This window comes from Tardiphaga sp. GW822-FHT04G09 (assembly GCF_058800725.1).
On record NZ_JBXAMO010000037.1, the window covers coordinates 1 to 20,839 of the forward strand.

Here is a 20,839-nt window from a genome sequence, read left to right on the forward strand (position 1 = left end):
GTGTTCCCCGTCAGCGCCCATGAGACAAATTGAGGGACTTCCCGGAGGGAGGATTTCTGGTTCATCGTAGCCGCAAGGAGCGCAGATGAAACAGAAATCCGGGCCGGAGAAAGCGCCGGCAGAACGAGTGTTGAAGGACATTCGGCGTCAGACACGCCGGCAGTACTCGGCGGAAGAGAAGATCCGCATCGTGCTGGAAGGGCTGCGCGGAGAGGAAAGCATCTCGGAGCTTTGCCGCCGCGAAGGCATCGCCGCCTCGATGTATTATGGCTGGTCGAAGGAGTTCCTGGAGGCCGGCAAGCGCCGGCTGGCCGGGGACACCGCCCGCGCCGCCACCTCCGGCGAGGTGAAGGACCTTCGGCGGGAGGCCACTGCCTTGAAGGAGGTCGTGGCCGATCTCACCCTGGAAAATCGCCTGCTCAAAAAAAGTCTGAGCGGGGATGGGGAGGACGGCGCATGAGATACGCTGCATCCGAGAAGACAGAGATCATCGAGCTGGTCGAGCAATCGCATCTGCCGGCGAAGCGTACGCTGGACAAGCTCGGCATTCCGCGCGCCACGTTTTACCGATGGTATGACCGCTACCGTGCCGGAGGGCCTGAAGCGCTGGCTGACCACCGTTCCCGACCGGACCGCGTCTGGAATCGTATCCCCGATGACGTCCGTCGCCAGATCATCGATCTGGCGCTGGAGGTCCCGGAGTTGTCGCCGCGGGAGCTGGCGGTGCGCTTCACCGACGAGCGAAAGTACTTCGTCTCGGAGGCTTCGGTCTATCGGCTGCTGAAGGCGCACGATCTCATCACCAGCCCGGCCTATGTGGTGATCAAGGCGGCGAACGAGTTCAAGGACAAGAATTGCTCACATCCCGCAAGTTGCGATCCCGAGTATGGGAAGCCGCTCCGGCCGGTTACTCAATCCTTAAATAGAAAGGCGCCAGGGCGAGGCCCTGACGCCTGTCTTTGTCTCGCTATCTGCTGTCCGGTTACTTGATTTCGTATCCCTTCCAGTCGGATACGATCTGGATCGCATTCTTGGCCGTATCCCAACGATATACCCGATAGTACTGCTTCGTCCGGAAGTGGTTATCCTTGGTCCACTCGATCGGCCCGCCGCGCAGCCCCTTCGTATCGACCTTTAATGTCGACATCACTTCCTTCAACTTCGCTGATGTCGTGGGCCACCCTGCCGCCTTTAACGTCGTCTCGATCGTCATGCCCCCGATCCAGCCGTCCGACATCTGCTCCGGCTTGTAGGTCGAAGCCGCATCCTTCGCGGACTTCGATATCTCGTTCTGAACGGGGAGATTCTCGAAGAACATCGCGTTGGCGCCGATCGCATACAATTCGCCGTCCTTGATCTGAGCAAGTTCCGCTTCGGTCTCGGGGAGCACGTTGAGCGCGTAGCCGCCCTTCCAACCAAGCTTGCGCAATGCGCCAAATGTTTTAATTTCCGTAATCCAGGGTGCCCAGCAATACACCCAATCAGGATTACCCTGGATAATCTTCGTGGCGAACGGCGTGTAATCAGCCGTGGCCGGCGGGATATTTTCTTTGCCGATCACCGTCATGCCGGCTTCCGTAGAAAATTTCTCGGCGGCGTCGATGCCGAGTCGAGATACCGGGATGGCCATGGCGGCAAGACCGATATTGATCTTGCTTCCTGACTTTTCCTTGATGAAGTCGACGGTGGCGCGTGCGTCATGAGCCGCCGAGAATGATGTCGTGCAGAACAAGAATTCGTTGGCCGGCGGAAAAACTTCCGAAGGGCAGACGGAGCCCGCAAACAGCAACGGAACGCCAGCGCGTTGCGCTTCGGAAATCATGGGGGCGAACGTCGAGGAGAGGCTGGTATTGATGAGCAGCGACACATTATCCTGGGTCAGCAGCTTTTTTGCGTTAGCGGCAGCCTTTGATGGTTCACCCTGGTCATCCTGTACGATCAGCGTAATCTGGCGACCGTTGACTCCTCCCGCCTTGTTAAGGCGATCAATATAGAGCCGCAATCCTTCGGCAGCGCCCGCCACAGTGCTTGCGCCGGGCCCCGTCAGTGCCGCGCTCATTCCGACGATATAAGCTTCCTGAGCGTGCGCCGTTGCTCCGATAAGAGCAAGTCCCGCTGAAACGATTCCAATTCGAAACAACCGCATTTCCAAATCCTCCTGATATCCTGTTTATGGCTTCTGCTTCATTGCGTCGGCGACATTCTCGGCAGCCTGGTAAGCGACATGAGTTGGATGGGATGGCATGATTCTGAATTCACGCTTCCCCGAGATAGGCTTTGATAACTTCGCGGTTTTCGAGCACATCGCGCGGCGCGCCATCGGCAAGCGAGCGGCCATAATCGAGAACATGGATTCGGTCCGCGAGATCGGACACCATTTCCATGTCGTGCTCGATCCAGATCACGGGCAATCCCAGCGACGACTTGCTCTTGAGGATCAGATACGCCAGCCCCTCACGGTCGTCTCGCGACAGTCCCGCTGAGGGCTCATCGAGCAGAAGCACCGAGGGTTCGGTGGCGAGCGCACGCGCAAAACCTACAATCTTTTGCTGACCAAAAGAGAGAGCACCTGCGATTGCATCGCGATGGCGTTCGAGTTCGACGAACTTCAAGACACTTTCGACATGAGCGCGATGCCGATCTTCCTCGCGCCGCGCAGCACGAGTCCGGAATATCTCCGAAAGAGCGGCGGTATGGATACGCGCATGCCGAGCGGTCAGAAGATTGTCGATCACGCTCATTTGGGGAAACAGCTCCCCGTGCTGAAAAGTACGGGAAACGCCAAGCCGCGCCACGCGGTCCGGCCTAAAGCCGGTGATATCAGTGGCGCCCACGCGGATGCTGCCCGAAGACGGTCGGTAAAGGCCGCTGATGCAATTCAACACGCTGGTCTTGCCCGCTCCATTCGGACCGATCAGCGCGAGAAGTTCTCCCATGCGCACATTGAGAGATATTCCGTTGAGAACCGTTAAGCCTCCGAAGGCAAGCACAACGTTCTCAACGAAAAGCGCGATGTCGCCGGATACCACGACATCCTTATGCTGAATAGAAATGTCGGCATTGCCATTGATCATGCGAATGGATTCCCGCCGATCATTGCGCCGCGCGCCATTGCAATGTCCCGATAGTTGCGGCGCTCTGCACCAGACGAACTATGACCGAGATAAGCATTTTGCACCGACGGATCTTCGCGGAGATCAGCCGCGGCGCCTGCAATCGTCACGCGCCCGTTTTCCAGCACGTAGGCATAATCCGCGATCTTGAGTGCGACGCTCGCGCTCTGCTCGACTAATAGAATTGTCAGATTCATCTCGCGGCGTAGTGAAACCAGGCGGGTCGCAATCTCGTCGACGATGACCGGCGCAAGCCCAAGCGACAACTCGTCGATCAACAACAGGTCCGGCTTGCAGACGACCGCGGCACCGATCGCAAGCATCTGCCGCTCGCCCCCCGAGAGCAGCCCTGCGGATTTCCGGGAATGAGTCACGAGCCGCGGAAAGGTTTCGAATACAAGTTCGACAAGCTCCAATCTCTTTGCCTTGGAGAGATTTGGCGAGGCAACCGCCTCAAGATTCTCCAGCACCGTGAGGTTAGGAAAAACTTTGTCCCGTTCCGGAACGAGACGAATTCCGAGGCGAGCCACTTGGTCCGGACGCCAATTTTCGATGGATTGGCCGCGATAGCGAATTTTGCCACGCGACACACGCGCATTATCCAGCCCAATGAAACCGGAAATTGCGCGCAGCGTTGTGGTTTTTCCTGCCCCATTGGCTCCAAGGAGCGCCGTGATCTGGCCTTCCCTGACTTCCAGTGAAAGACCGTGAAGCGCCGCGATCGCGCGTTGATAGATCACATCGACATGCTCAACCGAGAGGAGCATCGCTTTACCGGTGCTCATAGGGTTTTCTCCACGGCCTGTGCCCGAATTCGCGCCTTCGGCAACCGAGCGCGAATGCGCCGCCCGATTGCAACAAGACCTCCGGGCTCGAGCACAAGAAAAATGATCATCACCAGGCCGAACGCGGTGTAATTGACGGCGAACACCTGATTTGCGTGACCGCTGGCTCCAGGCAGCAGCATGACGAAAGCTTCGATGGCATAAGGCAGCACGGTGAGGAACACCGCGCCAAGGATCGCGCCCATTAACGATCCCATGCCTCCAACAATAATCATCGCGATGTACTGAACCGAAAGCATCAGCGGGAAAGCATCCACCGATACGAATCCGCGATACGACGCAAACAGCGCACCGCCGACCGCAGTAATCGCCGACGAGATCACAAACGCCATCAACTTGGCGCGGGGGACATTAATCCCGAGAGCCGCCGCAACCGTTTCGTTGACATGCATTGCGCCCCAGGCACGACCGGTGCGGCCGCGGAGAAGATTAAACACCAGCCAAAACACAAATGCTGTGGCGACCAGCAGAACGACATACCATCCCCGGCCGTCGGTCAGGCGATAGCCGAATATCGATGGGGGCTCGATCAGGATGCCGGTCGAAAAACCGCGCTTGGTTTCGTATTCGCCGCCTAGGTAAATCACGATGAAATAAAGCGCGAGAGTACTCACGGCGAGATAGAGTCCCCGCAAGCGAAGACTCGGCAAGCCGAACACCAGCCCGAGCACCATGCCGATCACGGCGGCTGCCGGAATAGTCAGGAAAACCGGAGCGTTTAGCTCCTTCGTGAGAATTCCCGTCGTGAAGGCACCGGCTGCGATTAGTCCCGCATGGCCCAGCGAAACCTGCCCGGCAAATCCGGTCAGGATCATCAAGGACAGCGCGCCGATACAGGCGAGAAAGACCTGACAGGCAAGATCGATTAGAAATGGCGTGGCGAAGAGCGGAAATGCGATCGCGACTGCGGCAAGGACGGCACCCCGCGCCCATCGCAAAACATCAGGCCGTGCGGCGGTTGAATCAAACACGATCGAGTGCCTCCCGAGTTCCGAGAAGACCCCATGGACGGATCGCGAGTACGACAATCAGCACCAGAAACGGCACGACATCGGACAGCAAAGGGTCGGCGGTTTGAATCAGCACAACCTCGATGGCCGCGATGAGAAGCGATCCGATCAACGCACCAACGAGGCTATCGAGACCGCCGACCAGCGCCGCCGGAAACGCCTTCAGCCCAATCATGGTCATGGTGCCGTCGAGACCGGAGTCCAGCGAGATCAGGATTCCGGCAGCGGCTCCCGTGAACGTGGAGACTCCCCACGTCAACGCATAGATTGCGTTGAGGTTAATCCCGCGCTGGGCAGCAAGAAGCGGGTTCTGGCCGACGGCCCGTGTCCGTATGCCCCACTGGGTGAGATAAAGGCCTGCGAAAAGCGCCAGGTAGATCAAGACAGTGACGACAACGAGCGTCAGCGAGAATGTCGAGATACGCGCATTTGCGAAAAGCTCGATCGAATTGTTGGAAAGACCGATCATCCTGGCCGGATACTGCTGCTGCGTCGACCAGATCAGGATAACGAGACCGCGCAACATCACACCCAGCGCGATCGTAGCCAACACCGCAGCCAGCACGGCTTGTCCAGTCATGCGCTGGATCAGCACGACGTAAACAAGAAAGCCGACAAGCGCACTAAGTAATGCCGCGCCGGAAAGCGCAACGACAGGCGACGACGAAATGCCGGAGGCGACCGCAATCAACAGATAGCTGCCGAGCATCATCAGTTCGCCATGCGCCAGATTGAGAACCCGGCTCGTCCGATAAACAAGGACGTAACCACTCGCGATCAGCGCGTAGATCGTCGCAAGCACAATGATATTGACCAGGAGTTGCATGATTCTTCCGGACTGCTCTCAATGAACAATCAGTGAGCGTTGATAAAAGCGGAGGGCGTGGACCGGCAAGCAGCGAAGACTGCCCACACATCACGAGTATCAAAATCAAAAGTCATTCCCGCCCCCTTGACAGAAATACAGTGTTCGTATATCGAACGTATGATTGTTTTTTTAAACATAGAGACATATTTCGAATGCCTGTCAAGCGCCATGTGAAGCAGGTAAAATCGGAATCGCAACGTCCTGCCGAAGGTATGGGAGGACTTGCAAAAGGTTTAGCCATCATCGAAGCGCTTTCGTCGCACGGTGTACAAAGTGCCGCAGATGCTGCGCGCGCCGCGCAGTCAACGCGCGCCGCAGCACGGCGGTGTCTTTTGACGCTTGTCGCGCTTGGCTATGTGGAACGCGTGGGGCGCGAATTCCGGCCGCTACAGAGACTGCGTAATCTCGGCCAACCCGGAAACCTTCGCGACAAACTCATCGAGACCAGCGCGCAGATTCTCGCTGACGGCCGCGACAAACTGAACGAATCGGTGTCGCTCGCCGTGCTCGAAGGAGATAATACGCTGTTCATAGCGCGAGCCGAGGCCGAGCATATCGTCTCGACCGGCGTTCGACTCGGCGCGCGGCTTCCGGCCTATTGCTCCGCCACGGGGCGCGTGCTCCTTGGAGGACTTGACGATGAAGGCATCCGCGCAGTCATCGGCGACAAGACATTCGTTCAACGAACGCCCAAAACGATCGTAAAACCAACGCTGATCATCCGGGAAATCAAGAGCAGCCAGGCCTCAGGTTTCGCGATCAGCGACGAAGAACTCGAACTCGGGATGCGCGCGCTGGCGGTGCCCGTTCACGACACGAATGGCAAGATCGTTGCCGCGCTCAGTGTCAGCGCCTATTCCGCGCGCGTCAGCCGCAAGATTTTCTCGACGCAGTTTCTCAGTGTCGCACTCGATTGCGCGGCGCGGCTCGAGGAGCGATGTTTCGGCAGCCGCTATCAGCCCGCCAATGTCCGCGCCGGCAAGTGAGGGGCACGACCGTTAAGCCGTCTCCTCTGAGATGAACTTCGTGGTCACGTAGGCATCGAACGTCTCACTTCCGCCTTCGCTGCCAATGCCGCTATCCTTCACGCCACCCAGAGGCGTTTCCGGGAGCGCGATACCGAAGTGGTTGACGCTGACCATGCCAGCTTCGAGGCGCGTTGAGACATAGTGAGACGTCTTCAGTGAACGGGTGAATACGAAAGACGCGAGCCCATACGGCAACGCATTGGCGCGCGCCAGCACCTCATCGGTCTCGCGGAAACGCGTGATCGGCACGACAGGGCCGAACGGCTCCTCCTGCATGACGCGCGCATCGTCCGGCGTATTGAGAAGCACCGTGGGCGGAAAGAAGTTTCCGGGACGAGACAACGTTTTCCCGCCGGTCACGATGCTTGCACCGCGATTGCGCGCGTCCGCGACGAGTTGCTCCATCGCACCCACACGCCGCTTGTGCGCCAGCGGGCCCATCGTGGTCGCGGCGTCAAGGCCGTCGCCCAGCACCTGAGAGGAAAATGCTTTTGTGAACGCATCCGTGAATTCGTCCCGCACTGCTTCGTGGACATAGAACCGGCTGGGCGCCATGCACACTTGGCCTGCGTTCAATCCCTTCAGCCGCGCAAGCAGCGCCGCGGCGAGCGGAATATCGGCATCATCGAACACCAGCACCGGCGAGTGACCGCCAAGCTCCATCGTCACGCGTTTCATATGAGCACCAGCCAAGGCCGCAAGCTGTTTGCCGACCGGAGTCGAGCCGGTAAACGAGATTTTTTTGATGATCGGCGAACGGATCAGGTAATCGGAAATTTCGGCTGGAACGCCCCACACCACGTTTAGGCATCCCGGAGGAAGACCGGCTTCATGGAAAAGCCGCGCGAGGGTAACTGCTGCGCTCGGCGCATCTTCCGCGGGCTTGATGATGAGAGTGCATCCCGATGCAAGCGCGGCAGATATCTTTCGCAAGGTTTGGTTGAACGGAAAGTTCCAGGGCGAAAACGCAACGCAAACACCCACCGGCTGCCGGATCACCGTCTGACGCACACTCGGCGAACGCGGCGGCACAACCCGGCCGTAAATTCGCCGCCCCTCTTCCGCATGCCATTCGGCGTGATCGGCGGCGGAATATACTTCGTTGCGGGCTTCAGCGAATGGCTTGCCTTGGTCCCGCGTAAGATCGCGGGCAATTTCATCCGCCCTCTCACGGATCAAGTCGGCGACACGCCGAAGAATGCGGCTGCGTTCGAGCGGAGAGGTCCAACGCCACTGCTCGAACGCCCGCGAAGCCGCGTCGAGCGCGTGGTCGAGATCCTCTTTGGTGGCATGCGGCAAGTGACCGAGGATCGTGTCGTCGGCCGGATTGAGGACAGACTCGCCGGAACGAGCATCCTGGCCGATAAACTGCCCGTCGATATACATCGACAGTGCGGTATAGGGCATCGGCTGATGCGCGTTCATAGAAATGCACTCCCGCCGTCGACGGCCAAGGTCTGTCCGGTGATGAAATCGGAGCCCTCTCCCGAAAAGAACAGAAGTGCGCCGACAAGATCTTCCGGAGTCTGGTCACGCTGAATCGACCGCCCGGTGCGCCTGACAACCTCACCCATTTTCTCTTCCATCCCCGCCGCGAGCACGCCAGTACTCAGGGTAAAGCCAGGCGCTATCGAATTGACCGTGATTCCTTCGCTGCCAAGCTCGCGTGCAAGCGAGCGCGTAAAGCCGACAACCGCCCCCTTGCTGGAGGTATAGTGCAGCATGAAAGGAGCACCCTTCAGCTGCGAGGTGGATGCAATGTTCACGATGCGCCCGCCGCCGCGCGCGCGCAGGGCAGGCAACGCCGCCTTGGCGCAGAGAAATGGTCCCAGCGTGTTGACTTCCATCACCTTCATCCATTCCGCCGGCGATATCTGATCGAACGGCTTCAGGGTCAGCGATGTGAATATACCCGCGTTATTGACGAGCACATCGAGCCCGCCATACGTTTTGGTCGCGACAGCCACCATGTTAGCGGTATCTTCGACGCTGGTGACGTCGGCCTTGACGCCGACGACGTTCAGACCGCCAGCCTGAAGCTTCTTTGCAGCCGTTTCGGCATTCTGCATGTCGGCGATCACGACCGAGTAGCCATTTTCGGCCAGTGCCTGGCTTAGTACGAGCCCAATCCCGCTTGCTCCGCCGGTTACGATTGCAACACGGCTACGTTTCTCATTCTTAGACATAGGATCTCCTTAAAACAATCTCGGGCCGCGGCTCGGCGAATGCGGTCGAAGGCGCAGGCCATTCATCCGGCGGATGAATGACTAGGATTGCTGGTCGGCAACGCGGACGACGAGGACGTCGATGTTGCTTGTGACATTCAGTTGGCAACTCAAGCGGCTGTTGCTCAACCGCTCCGCAAGAGCGCTTTCCAGCATCTCGTCCTCGACTTCGCCTAGCGGCGGAAGCAGATCAGCTCCGTCTTCGACATAGACATGACATGTCGCACACATGGCCGCACCGCCGCACTCGGCAACGATCCCGGCGACGCCATGACCGACGGCGGTCCGCATCACGTTCGCGCCCGGTTCGACCTCAATAGTTGTCCGTTGACCGCCCGGCTCGACATAAACAATCGTCGACATCAATCACCCTTATCTTGTTTGGCTACAAAGCGAAGCGGCAACGATGCATAACCGCGAACCGTGTTGTTGAAGTGCAGTTCGGGCGCACCGAGTAGTTCAATACGCTCGACCTGCGCGGCCAACGCCTTGAGCACAATCTCGGCCTCCAGCCGCGCGATCATCTGGCCGGCGCAACCGTGAATGCCGGTCCCGAACGCGACGTTGGCGGCGGGCTTGCGATGCACGTCGAAGGTATCCGCACCGGCCCAATGACTGGTGTCACGGTTCGCCGAAGCAACAAAGACGAGGATTTTCTGATTCTTCTCGATTTGCATCCCTTCCAGGGTCACGGGACGCGTGGCCGTGCGATAGAACGAATGGAAGGTGCTGTCATAACGCAACACCTCCTCGATCGCCTGTCGGGCGATGGCAGGATTATCGCGAACGATCGTCCATTGATCAGGATTGCGGGCAAAACAGGCGAGTGCATTTCCGATCGTGAAGATCGTGGTGTCGAGACCAGCGGACAACATCGTCCGCACCAGCATGCCGGCTTCTTCATGGGTGATCTCTCCGGCATCCGCTGCAGCGTAAAGCTCAGCCCCGAAGCTATCTTCCCTCAAGTTCTTGCGTTGACAAACTTCGTTGATCCATTCCATCGACGGACCGAGCCGAGCAAGACACTCACGGAATCGATCATTTTGGGGACCGAAGGCGTTGAACACCATATCGCCATACGGCAGCAGGTGCTCGCGGCCATCCGGAGGGAGCCCGACAGCGTCGGCAAACACTTTCAGCGGATAGGCCTCGGCGAGATCCTTGACCCCATCGCAAACGCCCTTTGCGACCACGCGCGATACGATCGCCTCCGCTTCCTGTTCAAACCGTTCGCGAAGCTTGTTCAGCGATCGCGGCGAAAGGATGCGAGAAAATACCTTGCGAGTGCGGGAATGATCCGGCGGATCAGCTTCGAGAATAATGCTCGGTTTCCGCCATGGCGTCTCGGTATGGAAATTGGTGAGACCAACGCCGGCACTCGAACAGAAGGAGGCGTGGTCGGTCAGAACACGGACGACCGAACTGTAACTGCCGACCGCATAAGTCCCGTACCGCTGCATCCACACAAGCGGACCAGCCTCCCTCAATTCCTGATAGTACGGATAAGGGTTCGACATCACCTCATCAGAGTAAGGATCAAACGCGACCACCGGCACACCCCGGGGTGTATGACCGGGCTTTTGCTTGCCGATTTCCTCAAAACTAACCTGCGACATCGGTTCCTCCATCCTTCTTTGAACACGCCGGTGTCAGGTGGCGACTCTCGCCTTCGGGTCATCGAGAAGCGTCCCGATGGAAGTCCCGGACCTTCCGGCACGTGGGCAGTAATCCTGCCTCGCTTAATTCGTTCGTTATACGAACGTTGGACGATATACGTTCTGTTATATCGATCTGTCGTTTTTTAGTCAACGCCTGCGCCCGAGACTCCGCATGCACGGACATACGACCCGCGGAAACGCGCATCCAAAAGCTTGTAACAGCGGGATTTTGGAGCAGCCTCAGCGACTGCCTGGCTCAAACACAACCGCGCGTGGCTACAGTAAGCCACGCGCAGCTTTATACACTCGCTGTCAAAAATCGAAGAAAACCGTTTCGCGATCACCCTGAAGGTGAATGTCGAACCGGTAGCCAGCTCCATCGGCATGGCGCTTCGCGATCAATGTCGCGCGACGTTCTGCCGGAACACGTTGGAGCACGGGATCTGCGGCATTGGCCGGCTCGTCTTCGAAGTAGAGGCGCGTGAAAACGTGCGTGAGCAAGCCGCGCGCGAACACTGCAATCAGGATATGAGGCGCCTGACGGCCACCGTTCGAATCCTCCGTCGCACCAGGCTTCACAGTGCTGAACGTGAAACTTCCATCCGGGCCAGTGGGGCAACGACCGAAACCCCTGAACACTGAGTTCGATAAGCCGCCGTCAGCGCCTTTCGCGCTGGGAAAACGCCCGCGCCCGTCTGCCTGCCAAATCTCCACCATGCCGTCAGAGATGGGGACGCCGTCGCCGTCGCAAAGCGTGCCCGTGATTTCTATCCGGCTATCCAACAACTCAGGGGTGACAAGATCGTTGTCAGCTATGTCGTTCCAGGCGTAATTACCTTTCGGCGTGAGGCCGTAAGCGAAAAAAGGACCAACCGTCTGCGAGGGCGTGATCGTGGACATTAATGGTTATCCAACGGAGTGGCGTCGCGGCCCCGCAGCACAATGTCGAAACGATAAGCGAGTGCCCATCCCGGCTGGGTGCTTTCAAGATCAAAGTTGGAGATCATTCGCAGGCGAGCCCTTTCATCCGTTACTGCATGGAAAATGGGATCAAAAGCGAATAACGGATCGTTCGGAAAATACATTTGCGTCACGAGACGCGACACAAACGCGGAACCGAACAGCGAAAAGTGAATATGCGCGGGCCGCCAGGCATTGGGATGATTGCCCCAAGGATAGGCGCCCGGCTTGATCGTAACGAATTTGTAGTATCCCGATGCGTCAGTCATCGCTCGGCCCGCGCCGGTAAAATTTGGATCGAGCGGCGCCGGATGCTGATCTGCCACATGAACGTATCGACCGGCGGCGTTCGCCTGCCAGATCTCGAGCAACGTATGAGGGACCGAACGCCCGTCTTCATCGCGCACATGCCCGTGCACGATGATCCGTTCGCCGAGCGGCTCACCCTTATGCTGCAACGTAAGATCATGATCGTTCGGCCGAACCGCATCCTGCCCGTAAACCGGACCGGTCAATTCGGACAGCGTCTGGCGGATGAGCACCAGCGGCTTCTGCGGTGTGCGCTTCACGCTGCTCTTGTAATCGGGGGACAGCCGGGCCGGATGCACCGCGCTGCTGTTGACCGGATAAATCAGGGCCATCGCTCTAATCCTTGTTCGTAGGCGATTTTCAGTTGTTGAATTCGACGTCCGGCTTCACAGGAAACTTTTAAGCGGCTGCTGAACATCGGTGAGTGCGGCGGGCGATATCCGAACATGCTGCGCGATGAGTTTGCGCCCCGCCGTGTGATCGGCCGGTGAATTAACGCTGTCGATCGCAACAAGGCGTCCCTGCCGAAAGTGCATCGCAGAGAAGCGACCCTCCTCCGGGTTTCCGCGCATAACGATCTCGTCCCCAGGACCGGACAAGCCGGCGATCTGAAGTTTGACGTCACCCTGATCGGACCAGAACCAGGGGACGGCGCCATGGGGGATGCTTTGCCCCAGGATAGCACCCGCCACCGACTTTGCCTGATCGACGGCATTCTGAACCGACTCGATCACCGACGTATCGGCAACGCCGAATGGATGAGGGTGGCGCGTATTGTCGCCTGCGGCATAGACGCCGTCCAACGAGGCACGGCCGCAGTCATCCACCACGATTCCGCGGTCCGTCGCGAGCCCTGCGGCTTCGGCTAATTCCTGCCGCGCCTCCACGCCAACGCCCACGATGATCAAATCCGCCGGAATGCGTTGACCATCGGCGGTCTGTACTGCGACGACGCGACCATCAACTTGTTCAATCGATGCGGCGCGCGAGTTCAACAGCACGGTGATGCCCTTGCTGCGGTGAACCTGCAGGAAAAACTCCGAGATCGCCGGAGCCACTGCCCGTCCCATGAGCCGTCCACGCTCCTCAAGAATGGTGACCTTGCGCCCCAGCGATGCCGCGGTAGCGGCAACTTCAAGACCGATAAAGCCGCCACCGACGATCACGATATTCGTCGAGGTCGCAAGACGCTTATTAAGCGCGATCGCATCGTCCAGACTGCGCAACGTGATAACGGCATCGAGATCGCCGCCCGGCACCGGCAACTTCCGCGCGCGCGCACCGGTCGCCAGCACGATCTGATCGAACTTATAACCGGCTCCACCACGCGTATTCGCAACCCGCCGTGTCAGATCGATTTCCGAAACAACAGCAGACCCGACAAACTCGATACGCTGATCCGCGTAAAACGCGGCTTGGCGGAAGGCGAGACCGGCAGCTTCGCTCTCGTTCTTGAGGAATGCCTTTGACAAGGGCGGGCGCTGGTAAGGGGCATAGGACTCCGCCCCGAGAAGAATGATGGGCTCCGCGTAACCACCGCTGCGCAGGGAACAAGCCACCTGAAAGCCGGCCTGACACGCTCCAACGATGACAACGCCGTTTTTATCCATGTTAAACCGCCATCAGATTCCGTTCGATATACGAACGTTGTTCGAATGTAGCATAGGGTGCGAGGTTGACTTGTCAACTAGCCAGCGAAAGCAGACTCACTTTCCAGCAATGCGCGAGATGCACGCAACCTATGCGGCAGGCACTGCGAGTATGTTTCCACAAAGCTTTCCGAGGCAACCTTCCAGAAGCTGCTTTTGCGCCTTGGGCCGCAGCGCGCCGCTCGCGTCGAACGGACTTTCCGCAGTTCCCATTTCAAGGTGCTGAGGAATAACGATCGCACCAAGTTCATTGAGCAATTGCTGAAGCGCCGGCTGCCCGCGCAATCCGCCCGCGCCACGCCCGGATGATCCGCATAACGCCACCTGCGTGCCGTCGAAAGGCGTACGCAAATTCGGATCGCTCAGGCGCAACCAGCCAATCCCGTTTCTCAGAACGGCTGAATAAGTGCCGGTATATTCGTCTGAACTCATGAAGATGCCGGCGACGCCGTCGAACACCGCCTTTAAACGCACGGCGTCCTCCGGCTGATCGTTTTCCGATGCGCCCTCGAAACTCGGAAGATCGAAGTGCATGAGGTCGAGAGTCACGGGATCAATCCGATCTCCGAAGAACTGCTTCGTGATCGCGGCCGCAGCGCTCGCCAGCCTCCAGTTAACGGAGCCGACATGACTGGTACCTGAAAGAAAAAGTAATTTTTTCACGATTGGTCCTCGCGACAGGGAAGAATATTGGCACCGAATCCGGCACTGAACCTTTGCACAAACTCACGCGGATCACCCGTCTATTCAAGCGTGAGAACGGCCAGAAACCTTGACACTAAAGCTGCGTCCTTGTAAACAAAATCCGAATATCGACCGACGTTCGAATATCGTACAAACTTTTCTTGAGGATTCCTGAGATGAACGAGCATGCTCGCTTCGAGTCGGAACAATCTGAATGGACCCAGGAAGAAGGGGTTCGGCGTATCCCCTATTGGCTGTTTAAGGACAAAGAGCTTTTCGAACGCGAGAAGCAAAAGCTCTTCAATGGCCCGACCTGGAACTTCCTCTGTTTAGAAGTCGAACTACCGAGCGCGGGCGATTTTGTTGCAGTGCACGTCGGCGAAACGCCGGTCATCGTCACCCGCGACCGCGATGGCGAACTCTATGCTTTCGAAAATCGCTGCTCGCATCGCGGCTCACTCCTCGCTCTCGAGGATCGCGGCAACGTAAAGGACTTCACCTGCGTCTATCACGCATGGACTCATAACCTTCAAGGCGATCTGATCGGCGTTGCATTCAAGGACGGCATCGGCGGAAAGGGCGGGATCGCCAAAGATTTTTGCATGTCCAATCAGGGCCCGCGAAAGCTTCGGGTTGCAGTGCTGTATGGACTCGTGTTCGGCAGCTTCGACGAAAACGTGGACGACATTGAGGACTATCTGGGCCCGGAAATCGTCAGCCGGATCGCCCGAGTCCTGGACGGACGCAAGCCGGTGGTGCTTGGCCGGTTCACGCAGATTTTGCCTAACAACTGGAAGCTCTATGTCGAGAACACCAAGGACAGCTATCACGCCAGTATCCTGCATACGTTCTTCACGACCTTCGAGCTGAACCGTCTGTCCCAGCGCGGTGGCATAATCGTCAATGAAAATGGCGGCTCGCATGTCAGCTTTTCGGAAATCGATCGCGAAACCGAAGCTGCCAAAGCCAAGGATGTCTATTCCGAGCAGAGCATTCGCTCTCAGTCGGATCTGAAGCTCTCGGACAACTCGTTGCTCGGCAACTTCAAGGAATTCAAGGACGACATCACCCTTCAGATTTTGTCCGTGTTTCCGAATTTTGTGCTTCAGCAAATTCAGAACGCCCTTGCCGTTCGCACGATTCTGCCGCGCGGAACGGACAGCATGCATCTCAAATGGACGTATTTCGGCTTTGACGACGATACGCCCGAGCAGCGTAAAACACGAATGAAGCAGTCGAACCTGGTGGGACCTGGCGGCTATGTGTCGATGGAAGATGGATGCATCGGCGGCTTCGTCCAGCGCGGAACCGCCGGCTCGCCCGACGAGCAGGCTGTACTGGCAATGGGCGGTTATTCCACCGAGAGCAGCGACGATCGCATCACGGAAGCGGCTATTCGCGGCTTCTGGAGTGAGTACCGGTTGAGGATGGACGTATGATTGGTATGAGCGAGCGCCAACGTCTCGTGGCGCTGATTTCCATGGTGCAGGCGCGTTACGCCCGGGAGATCGATGACGGCGATTGCACCGCATGGCCGGACTTCTTTGTCGACGATTGCTTCTACAAGGTGACGACCGCGGATAACTTCGCTCAGAACCTCGAAGCCGGACTGATGTGGATGGACAGCAAGAACATGCTGCGCGACCGCATTCTTTCGCTGCTTGAGGCCAACGTCTACGAGCGCCATTCCTATCGTCATCTTCTTGGGCTTCCTTACATCACCGATGTTGACGGCGACGAACTCGATTCCGAAACCTCCTTCATGGTGGCGCGTATCACCCGCGAAGGCCCCACGGATCTTTTTGCCACCGGGCGCTATATCGATCGCTACCGGCTGACGGACGACGAGCCCAAGCTCGTCAAACGCATCGTGGTTCTCGACAGCGGTTACGTCGATACCCTGCTGGGCTTCCCTCTCTAATTTTTCAGGGCTTGGTGACGCGCGGCATCGGGGATTCGCTGCCTCAAAGAAAACAGTATCGGGAGGCTGTGTTGAATTTTCGAATAACTATCGCTGAGAAAGCCATCGCCTTCGACTGCGCGCCAGACGAAACCGTGCTCGATGCCACGGAGCGCGCGGGCTATGCGATTCCCTATTCGTGTCGCAAGGGCGTGTGCTCGTCGTGCGCCGGCGATCTCGTATCAGGTCAAGCGGCGGTGCGAGGTCAGGGCATCTGCACGGGGCCGATGAGCGGAGTGCTGCTGTGCCAGGCGCGCCCGCAAAGTGACCTTGAGATTTCGCCTATCCGGATCAGGACGGCAGAGATTATCGAGCGCAAGGTCTTCACAGTCAAGGTCCGAAAGATCCAACGGCCAGCCCCCGATGTCGCGGTGATCAATCTCAGATTGCCAATTGGCCGGCGAGCTATTTTTAGCGCGGGCCAGTATCTCCGTGTTTTGATGGCAGACGGGGATTCCCGGAACTATTCGATGGCGAATTCGCCGCATAAGAGTGACGAGGTGGAACTCCACATCCGCCACGTTCCAGGCGGCAAGTTTTCAGAAGATATTCTGGCGCATCTCGATAAAACAAGCACGCTGGATATCGAACTCCCCTATGGCGAGTTCACCTTGAGCGACGTACCGGATCGTCCGGCGATCCTGATCGCAACAGGCACCGGTTTCGCCCCGATGAAATCGATCATCGAGAACAACATCAAGCTCGGATCGACAAGACCGCTTCACCTGTACTGGGGCGCGAATACCGAAACTGACATTTATATGGCGGGATTGGCGAGCAAGTGGGTGGAAACGCACGCCTGGTTTCGTTTTACGCCGGTGGTTTCCAATCCTTCTTCGCAATGGAACGGACGAACGGGTTTCGTTCACCGAGCCGTGCAGACCGACTATCCCGATATGTCCGGGCTGGAAGTCTATGCTTGTGGCGCTCCCATCATGATTGAATCGGCGCATCGCGATTTCAGCGCGGAGTCCGGGCTGAATGACGATTCCTTCTTCAGCGACGCGTTCGTCCCCTCCGGCGACGGCGACGCGAATACCAAGACGGTCGCCTGATCTCTACCGCAGCGGCTCAAGCGACATATTTGCCCTACAACGCAGAACGGTTCTCATGAGTGAAACTGTCAATACGATCGCTTTGGCCATCGGAGATCCGAACGGCATTGGACCGGAGATCGCAGTCAAGGCCGCGAACACGCTCGTCGGAAAACCGGGACCAAGGGTTATTCTGGTTGGCGACGATCACGTCATCCGTCATTACGCCGAACGCCATGCGTCGAACGTCCCGTTGTTACTTCATGGGGATACATCGCCCCAGGAACGTCCCGCGATTTTCTGGCATCCCGTAAAGTCGCTTCCGCCCGATCATTTCAAGCCCGGAGAGGTCAACGCTGCTGCCGGTCAGGCCACGGTGGATTATGTCGCGGCTGCGATTGAACTGGTGCGATCCGGCGCGGCGGACGCAATCGTCGGCTGTCCGCACAACGAAACCGCAGTCAACAAGGCGGGAATACCGTTTTCCGGTTATCCGGGACTGATTGCCCGGCTGACGCATAGCGAAGAGAATAGCGTTTTTATGATGCTGGTCGGAGGCGGGTTGAAAATCCTGCACGCAACGCTTCACGAACGGCTGCACGACGCGCTGGCGCGGCTGAGTCCAGAACTGATTGAACAGGCTGGAGCTGCGTGCGCGACGACGCTGCAGAGGCTCGGCATTGCAAATCCGCGGATCGGAGTCTTCGGCATCAATCCTCATGCCGGAGAGAACGGTCTTTTCGGCGATGACGACGATCGTATCACTGTCCCCGCTGTCAAGCGGATGCGCGACGCCGGCATGCTCGTCGAAGGCCCGATCGGCGCGGATCTTCTGCTGACACGGAAGGATATCGACGGCTTCGTCGCTATCTATCACGACCAGGGCCACATTCCCGTCAAGCTTCTAGCAGGACGGAACGCGTCTGCGCTTTCGGTCGGATCGGATATACTTTTCTCGAGCGTCGGACATGGAAGCGCCTTCGATATCGCGGGTCAGGGCAAAGCAGAGGCGACAGCCGTGCTTCGCACCCTGCGGCTGATCAGCAACCAGACCGCAGATGCCGCCGCGCCTCACTAAGCCGAAACAAACAGCATGTCGACGCGCGAAGGCGCAGCGTCTCTTATAAAATCAGAAAAAGCCGAACAGGCGAAACTGAACCTTCAATGGGGAGAAACTACAATGGCGATGCTAAGCTCGTTGATACGACTACCGTTGTTCGTGGCGTTAGGCGCAATTCTTTTTTCTTCGACTGTCCCGGCCGCCGACGAGGCCAATTATCCGTCTCGCGCCATCAAGATCATTGTGCCGTTTCCTGCCGGCGGAACAGCCGATGCCTTGCCCCGGATCGTCGCGGAAAAGCTCCGTCAGAAATGGGGACAGCCGGTCATCATCGAAAACAAAACCGGTGCGGGCGGCAATATCGGCGCTGACTTCGTCACAAGCAGCCCACCCGACGGTTACACCCTGCTGGCGAGCCCGCCCGGCCCCATCGCGATCAACGAGGGCCTTTACAAAAAGCTTACCTTTCGGCCGAGCGATTTGATGCCGGTTACGCTTCTTGGTACTTCGCCGAACGTCGTCGACGTGAGAAACGACTTTCCCGCGAAAACCATCCGCGAACTGATCGACTACGCCAAGGCCAATCCCGAAAAGGTGACTTTCGCTTCCCAGGGCAACGGCTCGACGTCGCACCTGACTGCGATGCTGTTTCAGGCTCTCACGCAGACACGAATGACTCACGTACCCTATCGGGGCACGGCGCCCGCCCTGCAAGACATTATGGTGGGTACGGTTGACATTTTCTTCGACAATCTTGGCTCGTCGCTCAATCTTCAGCAGGGAGAAAAACTACGAATTCTTGGGGTCTGCAGTCTCGAACGCAGCCCCCTGCTGCCAAATGTCACAACCGTGAAAGAATCCGGCGTCCCGGACTTCTCCTCCGTAACATGGTTCGCGTTGATGGCACCGAAAGACACACCACAAACGACGCTCGACAAGCTCAATGCGGCTGTCACCGAAATACTGCGCGAGCCCGACGTCAAATCCCGTTTTGAGACCTTGGGCGTTCAGGTGGCCCCGATGGAAATCAAGTCCACTGCTGCGTTCATCGAGGGTGAACGCGAGCGATGGGGCAACATAATCAAGTCGTCGCAGATCACAATCGAATGATGTGATAGCCGATCTCCGTCTTAGCGGGCACCTAAACACTTGAGGTCATAGGTACCCGCAGCGCCGCGATATTCGATCAGCACCCGGTGGCCATAACCTGTTCCCCGTCAGCGCCCATGAGACAAATTGAGGGACTTCCCGGAGGGAGGATTTCTGGTTCATCGTAGCCGCAAGGAGCGCAGATGAAACAGAAATCCGGGCCGGAGAAAGCGCCGGCAGAACGAGTGTTGAAGGACATTCGGCGTCAGACACGCCGGCAGTACTCGGCGGAAGAGAAGATCCGCATCGTGCTGGAAGGGCTGCGCGGAGAGGAAAGCATCTCGGAGCTTTGCCGCCGCGAAGGCATCGCCGCCTCGATGTATTATGGCTGGTCGAAGGAGTTCCTGGAGGCCGGCAAGCGCCGGCTGGCCGGGGACACCGCCCGCGCCGCCACCTCCGGCGAGGTGAAGGACCTTCGGCGGGAGGCCACTGCCTTGAAGGAGGTCGTGGCCGATCTCACCCTGGAAAATCGCCTGCTCAAAAAAAGTCTGAGCGGGGATGGGGAGGACGGCGCATGAGATACGCTGCATCCGAGAAGACAGAGATCATCGAGCTGGTCGAGCAATCGCATCTGCCGGCGAAGCGTACGCTGGACAAGCTCGGCATTCCGCGCGCCACGTTTTACCGATGGTATGACCGCTACCGTGCCGGAGGGCCTGAAGCGCTGGCTGACCACCGTTCCCGACCGGACCGCGTCTGGAATCGTATCCCCGATGACGTCCGTCGCCAGATCATCGATCTGGCGCTGGAGGTCCCGGAGTTGTCGCCGCGGGAGCTGGCGGTGCGCTTCACCGACGAGCGAAAGTACTTCGTCTCGGAGGCTTCGGTCTATCGGCTGCTGAAGGCGCACGATCTCATCACCAGCCCGGCCTATGTGGTGATCAAGGCGGCGAACGAGTTCAAGGACAAGACCACCGCTATCAACCAGCTCTGGCAGACCGACTTCACCTACCTCAAGATCACCGGCTGGGGATGGTATTATCTCTCGACCGTGCTCGATGACTTCTCGCGCTACATTGTGGCCTGGAAGCTCTGCGCCACCATGTGTGCCTCCGACGTCACGGCGACGCTCGACCAGGCGCTCGCGGTATCGGGTCTTGACCACGCCACCGTCGTGCACCGGCCAAGGCTTCTCTCGGACAATGGTTCATCCTATGTCGCAAGCGACCTGGCCGATTGGCTCGAGGACAAAGGCATGGAGCATGTGCGCGGAGCCCCGTATCACCCGCAAACCCAGGGAAAGATCGAGCGCTGGCATCAAACCCTGAAGAACCGCATTCTGCTCGA

At 58.2% G+C, this 20,839-nt stretch carries 19 protein-coding genes and 2 pseudogenes; 8 read left to right on the forward strand and 13 right to left on the reverse strand.

Features of this window, described 5'->3' with window-relative positions; all coding sequences use genetic code 11:
• Positions 1-85: 85 nt before the first annotated feature.
• Positions 86-852, forward strand: a pseudogene (locus AC1RLZ_RS30615) (helix-turn-helix domain-containing protein); the annotation flags it as partial.
• Between the two features lie 130 nt (positions 853-982).
• Here AC1RLZ_RS30615 and AC1RLZ_RS30620 read toward each other — a convergent pair.
• From AC1RLZ_RS30620 to AC1RLZ_RS30640, 5 genes are all read right to left on the reverse strand, one after another.
• Positions 983-2,146: an ABC transporter substrate-binding protein gene (locus AC1RLZ_RS30620; protein ID WP_493191736.1), complete on the reverse strand. Its 1,164-nt coding sequence runs from the start codon at positions 2,144-2,146 to the stop codon at positions 983-985.
• A gap of 109 nt (positions 2,147-2,255) precedes the next feature.
• Positions 2,256-3,074 carry an ABC transporter ATP-binding protein gene (locus tag AC1RLZ_RS30625; RefSeq protein ID WP_371419966.1) on the reverse strand — a complete coding sequence of 273 codons (819 nt, stop codon included), beginning with the start codon at positions 3,072-3,074 and terminating at the stop codon, positions 2,256-2,258.
• Positions 3,071-3,898, reverse strand: a complete 828-nt coding sequence (locus AC1RLZ_RS30630) for an ABC transporter ATP-binding protein (RefSeq protein ID WP_371419967.1) — start codon at positions 3,896-3,898, stop codon at positions 3,071-3,073. Before AC1RLZ_RS30630 ends, AC1RLZ_RS30625 begins: the two co-directional genes overlap by 4 nt.
• The gene (locus AC1RLZ_RS30635) at positions 3,895-4,929 is read right to left on the reverse strand and encodes a branched-chain amino acid ABC transporter permease (protein ID WP_371419968.1); all 1,035 of its coding nucleotides are present in this window, start codon (positions 4,927-4,929) and stop codon (positions 3,895-3,897) included. The genes AC1RLZ_RS30630 and AC1RLZ_RS30635 overlap by 4 nt, the downstream gene beginning before the upstream one ends.
• Complete coding sequence (locus AC1RLZ_RS30640) at positions 4,922-5,794, reverse strand: branched-chain amino acid ABC transporter permease (RefSeq protein ID WP_493191737.1); 873 nt, start codon at positions 5,792-5,794, stop codon at positions 4,922-4,924. The genes AC1RLZ_RS30635 and AC1RLZ_RS30640 overlap by 8 nt, the downstream gene beginning before the upstream one ends.
• A gap of 32 nt (positions 5,795-5,826) precedes the next feature.
• On the opposite strand from AC1RLZ_RS30640, the gene AC1RLZ_RS30645 reads away from it, so the two are divergent.
• The gene (locus AC1RLZ_RS30645; protein WP_371419970.1) at positions 5,827-6,822 is read left to right on the forward strand and encodes an IclR family transcriptional regulator domain-containing protein; all 996 of its coding nucleotides are present in this window, start codon (positions 5,827-5,829) and stop codon (positions 6,820-6,822) included.
• Positions 6,823-6,834: 12 nt separating this feature from the next.
• On the opposite strand, the gene AC1RLZ_RS30650 is transcribed toward AC1RLZ_RS30645, so the two are convergent.
• The 8 genes from AC1RLZ_RS30650 to AC1RLZ_RS30685 form a co-directional block, all read right to left on the reverse strand.
• A complete protein-coding gene (locus AC1RLZ_RS30650; protein ID WP_493191738.1) occupies positions 6,835-8,289 on the reverse strand; it encodes an NAD-dependent succinate-semialdehyde dehydrogenase in 1,455 nt (484 codons plus the stop codon).
• Positions 8,286-9,050, reverse strand: coding sequence for an SDR family NAD(P)-dependent oxidoreductase (locus AC1RLZ_RS30655; protein ID WP_371419972.1), 765 nt, complete (start codon positions 9,048-9,050; stop codon positions 8,286-8,288). The genes AC1RLZ_RS30650 and AC1RLZ_RS30655 overlap by 4 nt, the downstream gene beginning before the upstream one ends.
• Before the next feature lie 81 nt (positions 9,051-9,131).
• Positions 9,132-9,452, reverse strand: a complete 321-nt coding sequence (locus tag AC1RLZ_RS30660) for a 2Fe-2S iron-sulfur cluster-binding protein (protein ID WP_371419973.1) — start codon at positions 9,450-9,452, stop codon at positions 9,132-9,134.
• A complete protein-coding gene (locus tag AC1RLZ_RS30665; RefSeq protein ID WP_493191739.1) occupies positions 9,452-10,705 on the reverse strand; it encodes a cytochrome P450 in 1,254 nt (417 codons plus the stop codon). Before AC1RLZ_RS30665 ends, AC1RLZ_RS30660 begins: the two co-directional genes overlap by 1 nt.
• A 354-nt stretch (positions 10,706-11,059) precedes the next feature.
• A complete protein-coding gene (gene pcaG, locus AC1RLZ_RS30670) occupies positions 11,060-11,647 on the reverse strand; it encodes a protocatechuate 3,4-dioxygenase subunit alpha (RefSeq protein WP_371419975.1) in 588 nt (195 codons plus the stop codon).
• On the reverse strand, positions 11,647-12,348 hold the full coding sequence (gene pcaH, locus AC1RLZ_RS30675; RefSeq protein ID WP_371419976.1) for a protocatechuate 3,4-dioxygenase subunit beta: 702 nt from the start codon (positions 12,346-12,348) through the stop codon (positions 11,647-11,649). The genes pcaG and pcaH overlap by 1 nt, the downstream gene beginning before the upstream one ends.
• Positions 12,349-12,402: 54 nt before the next feature.
• On the reverse strand, positions 12,403-13,626 hold the full coding sequence (locus AC1RLZ_RS30680) for an NAD(P)/FAD-dependent oxidoreductase (protein WP_371419977.1): 1,224 nt from the start codon (positions 13,624-13,626) through the stop codon (positions 12,403-12,405).
• A 129-nt stretch (positions 13,627-13,755) separates the two neighbouring features.
• Positions 13,756-14,328, reverse strand: a complete 573-nt coding sequence (locus AC1RLZ_RS30685; RefSeq protein WP_371419978.1) for an NADPH-dependent FMN reductase — start codon at positions 14,326-14,328, stop codon at positions 13,756-13,758.
• 197 nt (positions 14,329-14,525) lie between these two features.
• Here AC1RLZ_RS30685 and AC1RLZ_RS30690 point away from each other — a divergent pair, with 197 nt between their 5' ends.
• The 6 genes and pseudogenes from AC1RLZ_RS30690 to AC1RLZ_RS30715 form a co-directional block, all read left to right on the forward strand.
• Positions 14,526-15,788 (forward strand): aromatic ring-hydroxylating oxygenase subunit alpha, encoded by a 1,263-nt coding sequence (locus AC1RLZ_RS30690; protein WP_371419979.1) that lies wholly within the window; start codon positions 14,526-14,528, stop codon positions 15,786-15,788.
• Positions 15,785-16,270, forward strand: coding sequence for an aromatic-ring-hydroxylating dioxygenase subunit beta (locus AC1RLZ_RS30695; protein WP_371419980.1), 486 nt, complete (start codon positions 15,785-15,787; stop codon positions 16,268-16,270). The genes AC1RLZ_RS30690 and AC1RLZ_RS30695 overlap by 4 nt, the downstream gene beginning before the upstream one ends.
• A gap of 14 nt (positions 16,271-16,284) precedes the next feature.
• Positions 16,285-17,364, forward strand: coding sequence for a 2Fe-2S iron-sulfur cluster-binding protein (locus AC1RLZ_RS30700; RefSeq protein ID WP_371419981.1), 1,080 nt, complete (start codon positions 16,285-16,287; stop codon positions 17,362-17,364).
• Entirely contained in the window at positions 17,291-18,421 is a 1,131-nt protein-coding gene (locus AC1RLZ_RS30705) for a PdxA family dehydrogenase (RefSeq protein WP_493191740.1), read from the forward strand. Before AC1RLZ_RS30700 ends, AC1RLZ_RS30705 begins: the two co-directional genes overlap by 74 nt.
• A gap of 15 nt (positions 18,422-18,436) precedes the next feature.
• A complete protein-coding gene (locus AC1RLZ_RS30710; protein ID WP_371419983.1) occupies positions 18,437-19,513 on the forward strand; it encodes a Bug family tripartite tricarboxylate transporter substrate binding protein in 1,077 nt (358 codons plus the stop codon).
• A 182-nt stretch (positions 19,514-19,695) separates the two neighbouring features.
• Positions 19,696-20,839, forward strand: a pseudogene (locus tag AC1RLZ_RS30715) (IS3 family transposase); the annotation flags it as partial.